The organism is Bradyrhizobium sp. LM2.9 (genome assembly GCF_054056555.1).
Genome location: NZ_JBSRYJ010000002.1, coordinates 4929348 through 4943107, shown reverse-complemented (window position 1 = coordinate 4943107; position 13760 = coordinate 4929348). Strand labels below are relative to the sequence as shown.

Annotated in this window: 14 protein-coding genes and 1 pseudogene; 2 read left to right on the top strand and 13 right to left on the bottom strand. The window is 64.7% G+C overall.

Annotated elements, in window-relative coordinates:
- Window positions 1-81: 81 nt before the first annotated feature.
- The gene (locus ACVWW3_RS25780) at window positions 82-1053 is read right to left on the bottom strand and encodes a bifunctional riboflavin kinase/FAD synthetase (RefSeq protein ID WP_456648245.1); all 972 of its coding nucleotides are present in this window, start codon (window positions 1051-1053) and stop codon (window positions 82-84) included.
- A 227-nt stretch (window positions 1054-1280) separates the two neighbouring features.
- Between ACVWW3_RS25780 and ACVWW3_RS25775 the strand changes: the two genes are divergently transcribed.
- Window positions 1281-1676, top strand: coding sequence for a response regulator (locus ACVWW3_RS25775; RefSeq protein WP_007596883.1), 396 nt, complete (start codon window positions 1281-1283; stop codon window positions 1674-1676).
- Window positions 1677-1793: 117 nt separating this feature from the next.
- Here the strand turns inward: ACVWW3_RS25775 and ACVWW3_RS25770 are convergent, their stop codons facing one another.
- From ACVWW3_RS25770 to uvrC, 9 genes and pseudogenes are all read right to left on the bottom strand, one after another.
- On the bottom strand, window positions 1794-2648 hold the full coding sequence (locus ACVWW3_RS25770) for a TIGR01459 family HAD-type hydrolase (protein ID WP_247352956.1): 855 nt from the start codon (window positions 2646-2648) through the stop codon (window positions 1794-1796).
- 15 nt (window positions 2649-2663) lie between these two features.
- Window positions 2664-4139 carry an EAL domain-containing protein gene (locus ACVWW3_RS25765; RefSeq protein ID WP_456648246.1) on the bottom strand — a complete coding sequence of 492 codons (1476 nt, stop codon included), beginning with the start codon at window positions 4137-4139 and terminating at the stop codon, window positions 2664-2666.
- Between the two features lie 143 nt (window positions 4140-4282).
- A complete protein-coding gene (locus ACVWW3_RS25760; protein WP_456648247.1) occupies window positions 4283-5413 on the bottom strand; it encodes a YihY/virulence factor BrkB family protein in 1131 nt (376 codons plus the stop codon).
- Window positions 5414-6014 (bottom strand): annotated as a pseudogene (locus tag ACVWW3_RS25755) (phage holin family protein).
- Between the two features lie 89 nt (window positions 6015-6103).
- A complete protein-coding gene (gene prmB, locus ACVWW3_RS25750) occupies window positions 6104-7063 on the bottom strand; it encodes a 50S ribosomal protein L3 N(5)-glutamine methyltransferase (protein WP_456648248.1) in 960 nt (319 codons plus the stop codon).
- Window positions 7063-7560 (bottom strand): molybdenum cofactor biosynthesis protein MoaE, encoded by a 498-nt coding sequence (locus ACVWW3_RS25745; protein ID WP_456648249.1) that lies wholly within the window; start codon window positions 7558-7560, stop codon window positions 7063-7065. The genes prmB and ACVWW3_RS25745 overlap by 1 nt, the downstream gene beginning before the upstream one ends.
- Window positions 7561-7563: 3 nt before the next feature.
- Window positions 7564-7815 carry a molybdopterin converting factor subunit 1 gene (gene moaD / locus ACVWW3_RS25740; RefSeq protein WP_456648250.1) on the bottom strand — a complete coding sequence of 84 codons (252 nt, stop codon included), beginning with the start codon at window positions 7813-7815 and terminating at the stop codon, window positions 7564-7566.
- The gene (pgsA, locus tag ACVWW3_RS25735; protein ID WP_247352966.1) at window positions 7812-8429 is read right to left on the bottom strand and encodes a CDP-diacylglycerol--glycerol-3-phosphate 3-phosphatidyltransferase; all 618 of its coding nucleotides are present in this window, start codon (window positions 8427-8429) and stop codon (window positions 7812-7814) included. The genes moaD and pgsA overlap by 4 nt, the downstream gene beginning before the upstream one ends.
- A 96-nt stretch (window positions 8430-8525) precedes the next feature.
- Window positions 8526-10607, bottom strand: a complete 2082-nt coding sequence (gene uvrC, locus ACVWW3_RS25730; protein WP_456648251.1) for an excinuclease ABC subunit UvrC — start codon at window positions 10605-10607, stop codon at window positions 8526-8528.
- A gap of 251 nt (window positions 10608-10858) precedes the next feature.
- On the opposite strand from uvrC, the gene ACVWW3_RS25725 reads away from it, so the two are divergent.
- Window positions 10859-11482: an outer membrane protein gene (locus ACVWW3_RS25725; RefSeq protein ID WP_247352969.1), complete on the top strand. Its 624-nt coding sequence runs from the start codon at window positions 10859-10861 to the stop codon at window positions 11480-11482.
- A gap of 86 nt (window positions 11483-11568) precedes the next feature.
- Here ACVWW3_RS25725 and ACVWW3_RS25720 read toward each other — a convergent pair whose 3' ends face one another.
- The 3 genes from ACVWW3_RS25720 to ACVWW3_RS25710 form a co-directional block, all read right to left on the bottom strand.
- Window positions 11569-11784, bottom strand: coding sequence for a cold-shock protein (locus ACVWW3_RS25720; RefSeq protein ID WP_092029496.1), 216 nt, complete (start codon window positions 11782-11784; stop codon window positions 11569-11571).
- A 250-nt stretch (window positions 11785-12034) separates the two neighbouring features.
- The gene (locus ACVWW3_RS25715; RefSeq protein WP_247352971.1) at window positions 12035-12895 is read right to left on the bottom strand and encodes a 23S rRNA (adenine(2030)-N(6))-methyltransferase RlmJ; all 861 of its coding nucleotides are present in this window, start codon (window positions 12893-12895) and stop codon (window positions 12035-12037) included.
- Between the two features lie 52 nt (window positions 12896-12947).
- Window positions 12948-13640: a ribonuclease T2 family protein gene (locus ACVWW3_RS25710; protein ID WP_456648252.1), complete on the bottom strand. Its 693-nt coding sequence runs from the start codon at window positions 13638-13640 to the stop codon at window positions 12948-12950.
- Window positions 13641-13760 lie beyond the last annotated feature (120 nt).

Below are 13760 nucleotides of genomic sequence, written 5' to 3'. Positions count from 1 at the left end.
TGATGCGCCGCGCAAACATGGGGCCCTCCATAGCAGCCGGGCCGGCGAAGCGCAAAGGCCCGGCAGGCCGGCTTTGGGACCTCAGTCAATCGCTCCAAGCCTCGGAAATGCGTCAGGGGCGGCTGCCAGGATGGCGCGGGCGCGGGCGGAATCGTCGTCCATCTGGCGGATCAAGGCATCCAGGTCGTCGAATTTCAGCTCCTCACGGATGAAGCCGACGAAAGCGCAATCCAGCGCCTGCCCGTAAAGGTCGCCCTTGAAGTCGAACAGGAAGATTTCCAGCAGCGGGGCGCCATTATCAAACGTCGGGCGGCGGCCGAAGCTTGCCACCCCGTCCAGCCGCTCGGCGCCGCGACCGACCCGCACCGCATAGATCCCGTGCTTCAGGCCGCAATTCGCGTCGAGCCTGATGTTGGCGGTGGGATAACCGAGATCGCGGCCACGCTTCTCGCCGTGGATGACTTCGCCGGTGATGAACCAGGGTGCGCCCAGCATGGTGGTGGCCTCGTCGAGCTGACCTTCGGCGAGTGCGATCCGGATCGCGCTGGAGGAGACCGGCCGCTCGTCGATATCGACATGCGGCTGCACGTCGACCTCGATACCAAGCCGGGGCGCCTCGTTGACGAGGAGGCTCGGCGAGCCGACGCGACCCTTGCCGAAATGAAAATCGTAGCCGACGGCGATTCCGCCGATGCCCAGGCGCCCGATCAGGTCATGGTGAATGAAGTCTTGCGCGCTGGTCCCGGCGCGGGACTTGTCGAAGGTCATGACAACGGCGCCGGCAAGTCCGGTGCCGGCCAGAAGCCGCAGCTTGGCCCGCTCGTCCGTGAGGCGGAATTGCGGGGTGTTGGGGCTGAAAAACCGGCGCGGATGCGGCTCAAAGGTCAATGCCAGCGCAGGGCGGCCATGCGTCCGGCCCATTTCCAGGGCTGCAGCGATCACGGCGCGATGGCCGAGATGAACGCCGTCGAAATTGCCCATCGCGACCACGGCGCCCCTCGCAATAGCGGAGTCCGGCGTGGTGTCGCGGATAATGGTAAAATGCGGAGCCATCAGGGGAATTCTCGAGCCGGCGGGACCGGCCGGGACCGTGGCGCGACGGGCCGGATGAAGTCAAGCGGGAGGGGCGGCCGCATCGAATGCGATTTCCGTTCAACGGCGGCCTCCCCGGTTAACGCGCTGTTTAACGCCTCGGTGTTAGTCCTTGAGCGTGGAACCGCCGGCTCCGGTCTGGCAGGTCCGATCGTAATATTTCCTGGGTTTGCGTTGGGGGAGTCGAGATGGCGGTTGATTTGTCGATGTCGGTTCTGGTGGTTGATGACTACAGCACCATGATCCGTATCATCAGGAACCTCCTGAAGCAGCTTGGCTTCGAGAATATTGATGATGCCAGCGACGGTTCGGCAGCGCTGAACAAGATGCGCGGCAAGAAGTACGGGCTCGTGATTTCCGACTGGAACATGGAGCCAATGACGGGTTACGACCTGCTGCGCGAAGTGCGAGCGGATCCGAATCTCGCCACCACGCCCTTCATCATGATCACGGCCGAATCGAAGACCGAGAACGTGATCGCGGCCAAGAAGGCCGGCGTGAACAACTACATCGTCAAGCCGTTCAACGCGGCGACGCTGAAGACCAAGATCGAGGCGGTCTTCCCGGACATGGCGAGCGCGTAAGGCGCAATCGAAGCCATCATCGAATTCGGAAGGCCCGGGCATCGTCCCGGGCTTTCTGTGCTGGATTTGTCATTCGGGGTTCGATGCTCACATCACCCCGGACTGACGATCAGCTCGTTACCACTTCAGTTCGCGCATCAGCGCCTTCGGCGGATGGCCGAACAATTCCAGCACCGAAGCCGGGTCGAGCTGGTCGAGACCCTCGAACTCCTCGGCATGGATGCCGCGGGTCACGAACAGGCAATCGATCCCGAATTCGCGCGCGCCGGTAAGGTCGGTGCGCACGGAATCCCCGATCGCGAGTACCTTCTTGCGGTCGATCTGGTGACCCTGGCGTTCGCCTGCCAGCGCCATCGCGCGCTCGTAGATCGGCCGGTGCGGCTTGCCGTAGAAGAGCACTTCGCCGCCCAGCTCGCGATAGAGCTCCGCGATCGCGCCGGCGCAATAGATCAACCGGTCGCCCTTCTCCACCACGATGTCGGGGTTGGCGCAGATCAGCGTCAGCTTGCGCTCGCGCGCCTTCAGCATCATGCCGCGATAGTCTTCGGCCGTCTCGGTCTCGTCGTCATAGAGGCCGGTGCAGACGATGTAGTCGGCCTCTTCCAGCGGTGCGAGCACCGCGTCGAGGCCGCGATAGATCGAGTTATCGCGCTCAGGCCCGAGCCAGAACATCTTGCGGCCGGGATGGTCGGCGACATAGAGCCGCGTCAGGTCGCCCGATGAGACGATCGCGTCATAGGTCTCGTCGGCGACGCCGAGCTTGCGCAATTGCCGCTGCACGGAGTCGGCCGGCCGCGGCGCGTTGGTGATCAGGATCACCGTGCCGCCGTGGCTGCGATAGGTGTGCAGCGCCTCGCAGGCTTCGGGGAAGGATTCGAGGCCGTTATGGACCACGCCCCAGATGTCGCTGAGCACGACGTCCACGCCACCCACGAGTTCGCGCAGGCTCTTGGCGAAATGCAGCGTCGTCATGATGCGTGCGGCCGATCAGATGCGGCGCGCAAGCGCCGCGTTGCCGGTGACGCGCTGTGGCGGAGGCGCAGCTGACGTCGCGCCTGAGCTGGGTGTGCCGGAGCCATTCGATTCCTGAGTGTCCTGTGCCTGGTTCGACGGGGCCCCGGCGGTAGCAGATGCCCCCTCCGGCCGCAATGGTCGGGGCGGCGCGAACAAAAACCCCTGGCCGAACCGCACGTCGTAGTCGAGCAGGTCGATCACGGCGCGCTCGCCCTCGATCCGCTCGGCGATCAGGTCGATGCCGAAGCGGCCGAGCAGATCCGAGAGGTCCGAGGGGTGGATGTCCGAGGCCGACGCCTGTTTGGGGTCGAGCAGCAGGGACGCCGGCACCTTGATGAAGCGTACGCCGCGGTCAGCGAGCTCGCGCGGCTCGATGCGCAAATCCGTGACATGGTCGATCGAGAAACGGAAGCCACGCTGGGCGAGCGCAGCGAGGTTCTCAGTCTCGGCCGGGCCGAGATTGCGGAAGGTCGATTGCTTGAATTCCAGCACCAGCGAGGGCGCCAGCGCCCGATTGGCTTCGAGGAAGTCGAGGTATTGCGCGAAGGTCGTGGAATTGCCGAGCGTGGAAGCCGCGACGTTGCAGAACACGCCGACATCCTTGTTGCGGACCATCAGCCGCCGCAGCACCTGCACACAGCGCAGCATCACCATGTTGTCGATGCGCCCGATCAGGCCGGAGGCCTCCGCGAGGCTGATGAACTCCTCGGCCGCGATCAGCTGGTCACGCTCGTCGCGCAGGCGCGTCACGGCTTCGTAGAAGCGGACCTTGCGCTGCGGCAGCGTCACCGTCGGCTGGAGGAAGATGTCGATGCGGTTCTCGTCGATCGCGTTGCGCAGCGTCGTCAGCAATTGGGTCTGGTTGCGGCCGTTCGCCGTCTGAACCGGATTGGCGGTCTGGGTCTGGATCGCCGGTGGTGCCGGTCGTGGCGGCGGCGCGGGGACTGGGGGAGGGGAAGCCGGCCGCTCCTCCTCGAACGGAGCCATCAGGTCGAGCGGCCCCTCCGGCTCCAGCCTCGCGACCGGAGCGGGAGCCGGCGCGTTGCCGGCCATCAGATCCTCATGAGCCGACACGGTGGTGGCGAGCTGCCTGACCAATCCGCCGAGCTCGTTGATCTCGCCAACCACCGACTGGATGCGGTCGGAGTTGGTCGAATTGGAGGAGGCGATGCGTCCTTCGATCGTGGCAAGCCGGCGGCCGTACTCGGCCACCTGGCGGGCGAGGTCGGCGGTGCCGCGCGAAAGGTCGGCGATCTGGCCGCCGACGTCGCTGCGGTCGCGCAGCCGCATCGACACTGCATTGTAGAGGATCAGGAAGGTCAGCGCCGTCAGCGCCACGATCGCGGATTCGGTTCCGCTGATGCCGGCGACCGCGTACAGCACAAGGCCGAGCGAGGCCGCGACCAGAACCATGCAGATGGCGATGAAGATCGTCGAAATACGAATCATGCCGCGCGTTACGCCTCAAGAGCTGACTGCCTGACCGGGAAAACACGGGTGGCGTTTCGAACCCGTCACGCCCCATGCTCCCCCAAGCGAGCATGACGTTAGCATCATTGTTGATTCGAGGGGATAGCGGCCCTCCTGCAGAGTCAGGACGGCGCCGCAGCGCCGACCGTGTCGGCCGAGACGGCCTGACGGGTGCCAAGCGGCTTGGGCGGCCCGGTGGTCGTGTCGTGCAGGGTCTGCCGTTCGACCTCCGAGTTCAGCTCGGCCCCGAACATGATGACGATGGCCGACATCCACATCCACGTCATCAAGCCGATCGCAGCGCCGAGCGAGCCGTAGGTCGCATTGTAGTTAGCGAATTCCGAGAGATACCAGGACAGCAGAGCCGAGCCGGCGATCCAGAGGATCGCGGCCGTCACCGCGCCGAGGCTCAGCCATTGCCAGCGCGGCGCATCGCGGCTGGGCGCGAAACGGTAGAGGACGGCGAGCGCCGCAAGGAGAATGACGAACAGCACCGGCCATCGCGCCAGCGCCACGATCAGCTTGCTTTCGGGCGCCATGCCGAGATGATTGAGCGTGAGCGGGAAGGCGACGACGGCGCCCACCATCAGCAGCAGGGCAACGATGCCACCGACCGTGAAGGCCAGCGAGACCGCGTTGAGCCGGATGAAGCTGCGCTTTTCGCGCTCTTCATAAGCGACGTTGAGGGCGTCGAAGATGGCTTTGACGCCAGCATTGGCGCTCCAGATCGCGAGCACGAGGCCAAACAGGAAGGTGACACCAAGGGTCGCACCGCCGTTCGACACGACGCGCGCCACCTGGTCCTCGACGATCTGGAACGCACCCTCGGGCAGCATCATCGCGAGCGAATGCAGGTTGGAACTGATCGTCGAGGGATCGGCGAACAGGCCATAGAATGAAACCAGAGCTGTGACCGCCGGAAAGATCGCGAGCAGCCCGAAGAAAACGACGCCGCCGGCGGTCGCGAGCAGGCGATCGTCGCCGACGCGCTGATAGGTACGCCAGAAGATGTCTTTCCAGCCAGCCCAGGGGATCGCGAACGGGCTTTTCGAGCGGCGGCCATGGCCGGGTTGCGTGGCTGCGCCTGTCGGGCTCGTTTCCGGCGAATTCGCCTCGCTGTTGCGATGGTCTTGCGGAGGTCCCGGCCGGATCAGGCCGGAATCCTGGAAATACCGTTCTGCGGTGAGCACAAACACGGTCGTGGCTGCCACTAGCAGCCAGCTGTCAAGTTGCTCGGCGCGCCGCACACGCATTTAGCTGTCCGCTCCGTGGCCGTGACGCCGCCGACGCGCTGCCGTGAGCCCTACCAGCCCCACAGCCGCGAGCATCAGCCCGAGTTGCACGGGCCGGTTGGATCGAACCGGCCATGTGCTGCCGCCATGTCCTCGTTCGTGGCCGCGTTCGCCCGGCGCGAGCGGCACCAGGGGAATTGTCGTCGCGACCTCTTTCACCGCCTGCTTTACCGTTCCGCGCGGGATGCGCGGGGGTGGCGATAGCCACGCGCAGGCGGCTGGCGAGCGGCACGATCGGCTTGGTCTTGCGCTTCATCTGAGCCATGGCCACGCCGGCGCAGGCGCCGGCCAGCACCAACAGCACGCCGCCGACGGCGCCGAACCCCCAGAATTGTCCGTAATGGATTGCAACCCAGCGGTACAGCGCGATCAGGCCGACGAAGAAGGCTGCAACGACGAACAAGCCGGCAACCGCGAGCAGTCCGGCCGCAACCGCGTACGACGTCATGCGCCCTGTGGCTTGATTGCTCCGGTCACGGGCATAGGACCGGGCGGCGCGCTTGAGATGGTTGAGCTTGAGCGCGACGCCGGCGCGCAGCAATTCGCCCGATGGCGCGAGCATGCGGATATCCTCCGAGAGCGAGACATTCGTCCGGGGATGAACGTGGCGGTATTTGACTTGTTCCGACGAGGTCTGCCGGTCGTGACGGATCAGCCGAGATCGGCTGCCGCGATCCAGAACACCTCGCCCTCGGAATCCTCGGTGTCGAGCCAGAGCAGCGGCAGCTCCGGGAAGGCCTCGTCGACCAGCTCGCGGCCGCGGCCGATCTCGCAGATCAGCCCGCCATCCGGCGTCAGGTGTTCGGGCGCCTCGCGCAGGATCCTGCGCACCACGTCGAGACCGTCGGCCCCGCCGTCGAAGGCGAGCTTCGGCTCGGCCCGGCACTCCGGCGGCAGCGCCGCCATGCCTTCGGCGTCGACATAAGGCGGGTTGGTGATGATCAGGTCGTATCTGGTGTCGCCGAGCGGGGCGAACAGGTCGCCGCGATGCAGGCTGACCCGGTCATCGAGCCCGTATTCGCCGACATTTCGGCGGGCGACTTCGACCGCGCCCTTCGAGATATCGACGGCGTCTATCGTGGCGTTCGGGAAATGATGCGCGGCGAGAATAGCGAGGCATCCCGACCCCGTGCAGAGATCGAGCACGCGCTCGACGGCGGCGCGATCGTCGATCAGCGAGCCGGCTTCGCCGTCGCCGCCGAAATGCGAATCCAGCAGCTCGCCGATGAAGGAGCGGGGAACGATGACGCGCTCGTCGACATAGAAGGGCAGGCCGCGCATGTAGATCTTGTTGACGAGATAGGCGGCCGGTTTGCGCGTGGTGACGCGCTGATGGATGAGATCGATGATGATCTTGCCCTCGGCGGCCGTGACGCGCGCGTTGGCAAAAATCTCGAACTGTTCGGGATGCAGATGCAGGGCTTCACAGACCAGGAAGGCCGCTTCCGCGACCGGATCGGTCGTGCCATGCGCAAAGGCGAGCTTGGCCTCGTTGAAGCGGCTCACCGCATAGCGGACGAAATCGATCAGCGCGACAAGCTCGCCGCGGCCCACTTTCGCGAGCTTTGCCGCGGCGCGGCCGCGCATGGTCTTTTTGGATGTTGTTGCCATCAGGGTCGGGTCCAGCGTGCGGCGGCTTCGTCGTCGCGGGCCTGGGCCTCGACCCAGCCGGTGCCGGTGGCGCTCTCTTCTTTCTTCCAGAACGGCGCGTTGGTCTTGAGATAATCCATCAGGAACTCGGCTGCCTGGAACGCCGCCTGGCGGTGCTGCGAGGCGGTCAGCACCAGCACGATGTTCTGGCCGGGCATGAACCGGCCGACGCGATGGATCACAGTGACACCGTTGAGCGGCCAGCGCGCGGTGGCCTCGTCGGCATGACGCCTGATCTCTTCTTCCGCCATACCAGGATAATGCTCGAGCGTGAGCGCGGCGATCTTTGCACTGTCCTCGTCGCCGCGGCAGATGCCGGAGAAGCTCACGACCGCGCCGATGTCGGTGCGGCTCCCGGTCAGGACCGCGATCTCGCGCGCGATGTCGAAATCGTCCTGCTGGACACGGATGGTGACGGGGCACGCGGTGACGGGAGAGGCGGTGACGGGAGAGGTCATGGCCTAGCCGCCGGTCATCGGCGGGAAGAACGCGATCTCGCGGGCGCCTGCGATCGCTGCGTCCGGCTTGACGTGGGTATGGTCGATCGCGGTGCGGATCACCTTCGGCTTCTCGAACGCGTAGGCGTAGGCTTCGCTTTGGCCGGATAGCCAGGCGATCAGCTCTTCCACGGTGCGTACGGTCGCAGGCGGTTCGATCGTCTCTTCGACCTTACCGACGCGCTCGCGCACCCAGGCGAAGTACTTCACCTTCATCCCTCATCCTCCTTGATGAGGTGATGGATGCCGGCGCGGAAATAGTCGTAGCCGGTGTACATGGTGAGGATCGCCGAGGCCCAGAGCAGGACCAGTCCGACCATCGAGACCATGGGTATCACCTCATCGCCGGCCGGACCGGCCAGCAGGAAGCCGATGGCGATGAGCTGAACGGTTGTCTTCCACTTCGCAAGCTTGGTCACGGGCACGCTGACGCGCAGCGCGGCGAGGTACTCGCGCAGGCCCGAGACCAGGATCTCGCGGCACAGGATCACGATGGCAGCCCACAGCGACCAGCCGTGGATGATGCCGTCGGCGGCCAGCATGAGGAGGCACGAGGCGACCAGCAGCTTGTCGGCGATCGGATCGAGCATTCGGCCGAACGCCGATTGCTGATTCCATATCCGCGCGTAATAGCCGTCGAGATAGTCCGTGACCGCGGCCGCGATGAAAATGGCGACCGCAACCCAGCGCAGCCACAGAGGGCCGTCCACGATCGACTGCGCGTAAATGCACCCGACCACGACCGGGATCGCAGCGATCCGGCCGTAGGTCAGAAGGTTCGGGAGGGACATCGCGCGGCTGGTCGTCCCTCGTGTCGTGGCGATGTTCATCCGTCCTACCAATACCGCTGCAGCCTGAAGGTCAACCGGTCCGCTCCCCAAATGGGGTGCGAGATGCGACGACCATATGACCGCGGCCCCTTTAGATCACCCCGGCTGGGGGTGGAAATAGTCGAAAATCTTGCGGGCGCTTTCGGCGCTCACCCCCGGAACCTTGCCGAGATCGGCGATCGAGGCCCGTTCGATCTCCTTCAGGGTTCCGAAATGATGCAGCAAGGCACGTTTGCGTGACGGACCGATGCCCGCAATCTCCTGCAAACCGGCCTCGCGGATGTCCTTCTTGCGCAGCTTGCGGTGCGAACCGATGACGAAGCGATGCGCCTCGTCCCGCAGCCGCTGGATGAAATAGAGCACGGGGTCGCGTGGCTCCAGCTTGATCGCCTCGCGCTCCGGCATGAACAGGGTCTCGCGGCCGGCATCCCGGTCCGGCCCCTTGGCCACGGACATCAGCGCCACTTGGGTCAGGCCGAGATTCGTAAAGATCTCCCGGACGGCGTTGAGCTGGCCGCGGCCGCCGTCGATGATCACGAGATCCGGCCATTGCGGGAAATCATCGTCCTTAGCCTTGTCGTTTTCCTTGGCCGCACTGTCCTCGGGTGGATTGATCAGGCGCTTGAAGCGGCGTTCGAGCACCTCGCGCATCATCCCGTAATCGTCGCCGGGCGTGAGCCCTTCCGACTTGATGTTGAACTTGCGGTACTGGTTTTTCACAAAACCGTCCGGGCCGGCGACGATCATGGCGCCGACCGCGTTGGTGCCCTGGATGTGGCTGTTGTCGTAGACCTCGATCCGCTTCGGCGAATGCGGCAGGCTCAGCGTCGTGGCCATGGCGTCGAGCAGGCGGCTCTGCGTCGCGGTGTCCGCGAGCTTGCGGCCGAGCGCCTCGCGCGCGTTGGTGAGCGCGTGGGCGACGAGCTCCTTCTTCTCGCCGCGCTTCGGCGTGGAAACCTCGACTTTGCGGCCGGCCTTGATCGCCAGTGCACTGGCGAGCAGTTCGCTCTCCTCGATCTCGTGCGAGAGCAGGATATTCCTCGGCGGCGGCTTGTCGTCGTAGAACTGGGCGAGGAAGGAGCCGAGCACTTCCTCTGGCGTATACGTTTTCTCCGCGCGCGGAAAATAGGCGCGGTTGCCCCAGTTCTGCCCGGTGCGGAAGAAGAACACCTCGACGCAGGAGAAGCCGCCCTCCTGGTGGATGGCGAACACGTCGGCTTCTTCCACCGTGCGCGGATTGATGCCCTGCTGCGACTGGATCGCAGAGAGCGCGGCGAGGCGGTCGCGGTAGAGCGCGGCGCTCTCGAATTCGAGCTCGCCGGAAGCCTTCTCCATCTCGCCAGCGAGCTCCTGCTTCACCGCCTGGCTCTTGCCCGAGAGGAAGTCGGTCGCCTCGCGCACCAGCGTCGTGTAGCCGGGGAAGTCGATCTCGCGGGTGCAGGGGCCGGCGCAGCGGCGGATCTGGTAGAGCAGGCAGGGCCTGCTGCGGCTCTCGAAGAAGGAATCCGTGCAGGAGCGGACCAGGAACGCGCGCTGAAGCGCGGTGATGGTGCGGTTGACGGCGCCGGCGGAGGCGAACGGGCCGAAATAGCGACCGGGACGGGTCTGCGCGCCGCGGTGCTTCAGGATCTGCGGCGCCCAATGGTCGCCGGTGATCAGAATATAGGGAAACGACTTGTCGTCGCGCAGCTGCACGTTGAAGCGCGGCCGAAGCTGCTTGATGAGGTTGGCTTCCAGCAGCAGCGCTTCGGTCTCGGTGTTGGTCGAGATGATTTCCACGGTAACGGTGGCGGCGATCATGCGCAGGATGCGCGCCGGCAGCGGCGCACTCTGACGCGCATAATTCGACAGGCGCTTTTTGACGTTCTTGGCCTTGCCGACATAGAGCACGTCGGCATTCGCACTAAGCATGCGGTAGACGCCGGGCGAGGTGGGGGCGAGGCGAACCGCGCGCTCGATCGCCTCATGGCCGGTCGCCAGCGGCTCTTCGCCGACCGTGCCGCTCTCTTCCGGGATATCCGGCAGCCGTGCATCGTCCTCGTCGTCACCGCTTGCGGTCGCGGGATCGAGGTCCGGGGGCGCCGTTTCCGTTTCCTGGGGCGGGACGTCCGGCACGTTGCCGTGCACGGGTTTACGCGCGTGCATGTCGTCCGGATCGTCGGTGGAATCGTGAACCATGGAGCGAATTTAGGCGCTTGGGGTGCTGATTTGAAGTTCCGGCCGTGCGGCACGCACAGAATGGCGGCGCAGTTCCCGGTAACGCTTGCTTAAGCCTGTTAACAGCGCGGTAACCCGACTTAACAGGCCTTTAACTTAAAACTCGCGATAAATCTTACACGAAAAGGTCTTGGTTCCGTAACCATGCGGTTTTGCCTCGCGCGGCGGCGCAGGCATCGCACCCGGTGACGGCAGTTGCGTTGGAGTGTGTGATGAAGAGGCTCGTTGTGGGCGCAGCTGCGTTGGTTGCAGCCGGCTGGACGGCTTCGGCAAAGGCGGCCGATCTCAATTACGGGCAGCGTGCGCCCTACACGGTCAATCAGCCGCTCAACGGCTATAGCTGGGCGGGCCCGTATCTCGGCGGCAATCTCGGCTACGAATGGGGCTCGGTGAACAACAATCCCGCAAAGCCCTCCGGCTTCGTCGGCGGTGTTCAGGCCGGCTACAATTTCCAGAACGGCCCGTGGGTGTTCGGCGTCGAGGGCGACATCCAGGCCACGGGTGCCGACGACACCTTCGCGCCGTGGAAGTTCTCCAATCCGTGGTTCGGCACCCTGCGCGGCCGCGCCGGCTATGCCTTCAGCAACGTGCTGGTCTACGGCACCGCGGGCCTCGCCTTCGGCGAGCTGCGCGCACAGACGTTCGGCTGGACGGAGTCGCACACCAGCGCCGGCTGGACCATCGGTGCCGGCGCGGAAGTCGGGTTCGCGCCGAACTGGAGCGCCAAGCTCGAATATCTCTACATCGATCTGTCGACGAGTCAGTTCGCGATTACAGGCGTGTCAAACGGCTATAGCGCCAGCGTTGTGCGCGCAGGCGTGAACTATCACTTCTGATACCCAAAGAAGAAAATACCGGACTACAGCCTCCCGGCCGCTCGCGGCCGGGATTTTTTTGCGCCGGTGTTTTCGCGTCGGACTCGCTAGGAAAGGATGACTAAATCGACCGCCTTCGGCCCCTTCCCCTTCTTGTCCGGTTCGACTTCGAAAGTAATACGCTGTCCTTCGGCAAGGTCCTTTAATCCGGCCCGCTCCACGGCAGTAATGTGCACGAAGACGTCGCGGCCGCCGTCGTCCGGTTTGATGAATCCGTAGCCGCGCTCGCCGTTGAAAAACTTGACCGTTCCCGTCATGGCCATCGGGAAACTCCCCCTCATTGCTCCTCCGTCGCGACGCAGACGCACGTCACGACATGACCGGGCCGTACGAAGCCCGGGAGCTGGCCATCCTTGGGCAGACCATTCGGTCCGACCGGATCTTTCTTAGGCCTTCACTCCGCCGCAACCATTCGCGGAAGCGGAACGTAAAGCCAGTCACGGAAACAGCATAATACGGTTCTTTGCAGATTGACTACGGCTCTTGCATATTTTTCCCAAGAATGCCGGAGTGTTAGGGCCTCGGCACCTCTAATCGGAATCTGGCAGCGCCACCCTGGCCGAGCGGCATTTCCAGCTCGGGCAGGATCGTCTTGAGCTCGCCCTGCAGCGTGTAAGGCGGATTGACGATCAAGAGCCCGGTGGAGGTGAGAGTTGCGCCGTCGGCTTGCGGCGACACACTGAATTCGAGGCGCAGGCAATTTCCCGGCGGCTTTGCTGCGGCTGCGAGGCGCGCCACTGATTGCACCAGTGCGTCGGTGGCGCGCCGGCTCTTGGCGGGATACCAGATTACATAGATACCAGTCGGCCATTTCGCAAAAGCCGCCGAGAAGGCCTCGCCCAGCTTGTCGAACTCGTCCTTTGCCTCGAACGGGGGGTCGATCAGCACGAGCCCGCGCCGTTCCTTCGGCGGCACGAAAGCCGGCAGCGCCATCCAGCCGTCGAGATCGACCACGCGGGCCTGCTCGTCGTGGCGCAGCACGCCGATCAGCGCTTTGCGCGCCTTCGGCTCGAGTTCGCAGGCGACGAGGCGGTCCTGCGGCCGCATCAGGGCGCGCGCAATCAGCGGCGAGCCCGGATAAGCCTTGAGCTCGCCCTTCGGATTGTAGGCGCGGACAATATCGAGATAGGGCTTGGTCAGCGCGATGGTGTCGTTCGAGAAACGCGCCTGCATCAGCCGGGCGATGCCCGTCAGCCACTCGCCGCCGCGGCGGGCCTCGTCGCTTTCGAGATCGTAGAGGCCGGCGCCCGCATGGGTGTCGATGACGCGGAAGGCGCCCGGCTTGTCCTGGAGATAGGTGACGATGCGCGCCAGCACGATGTGCTTGATGACGTCAGCGAAGCTTCCGGCGTGAAAGGCGTGGCGGTAATTCATGCAAGAGCACTACGCCACGTGACGGCTTGAGCAAAGAGGCACGACGCCGGGGCTACCCACCCCTGATCGGCGGCATCGTCACCTGGTCGCGGCGGCAGGCGCGGCGGTCGATCTCCTCGCAGGCGCGGAATTGCAGGTCCTTGCTGAGGCAGATGCGGACTTCGGACAGCCGCGTCCGGTTGCACGTGATTGAGACGGCGGCGTTGCCGAGGCCCGGATTGGCCTTGATGAAGGCCTCCTCCACCTCCGCCGGCGCCACGGTCTTGGCCTGCGATAGATCGAGATATTCGGCCGGAATCTTGATCGCGGCGCGCGCCTTTCGGATCGTTTCGAAATAGCTGCGGTCGGCGAGCCCCGAGCAGGTGCCGTGCTTGTCCCACTCGTTGAAAATCAGCCCCGGCGCCGGCATCAGATCGAGCATCGAGGAGACGATGCTGCGATTCAGCCGCGGCGACGGCCGCTGGCAATATTCCGGAAAACCGTTCTCATATTGCGGCCACAGACCATGCACCACGAAAGCGTAGGGCCGTCCGCTGCACTGGATCTGCGAGCGGCCGCCGCGCTCTGCCGCCTCCTCGCAGAAGGAGGGCGACCACGACAGCGACAGCACATAAAAATCGAATTCGCCGGGCGCGTTCTGCCGCTTGTCCTCGGCCTTCGCGCCGCCGGCCAGCGCAGCCAGCCCGGCCGCAAGCGTCAGCGAGATCATCAGGCGGGAGAACGAATGCAATCTGGAATGAAACATGGCGACCCCCTCAACTAGACTGTGCAGCAAGCCTAGCAGGCGATAGGAACATTTCAAGAACAAAATTCAGGCGGCCATTTCAGCCAACCGAATCAGAGCTTCTTGGACTGAGGCTGGGCT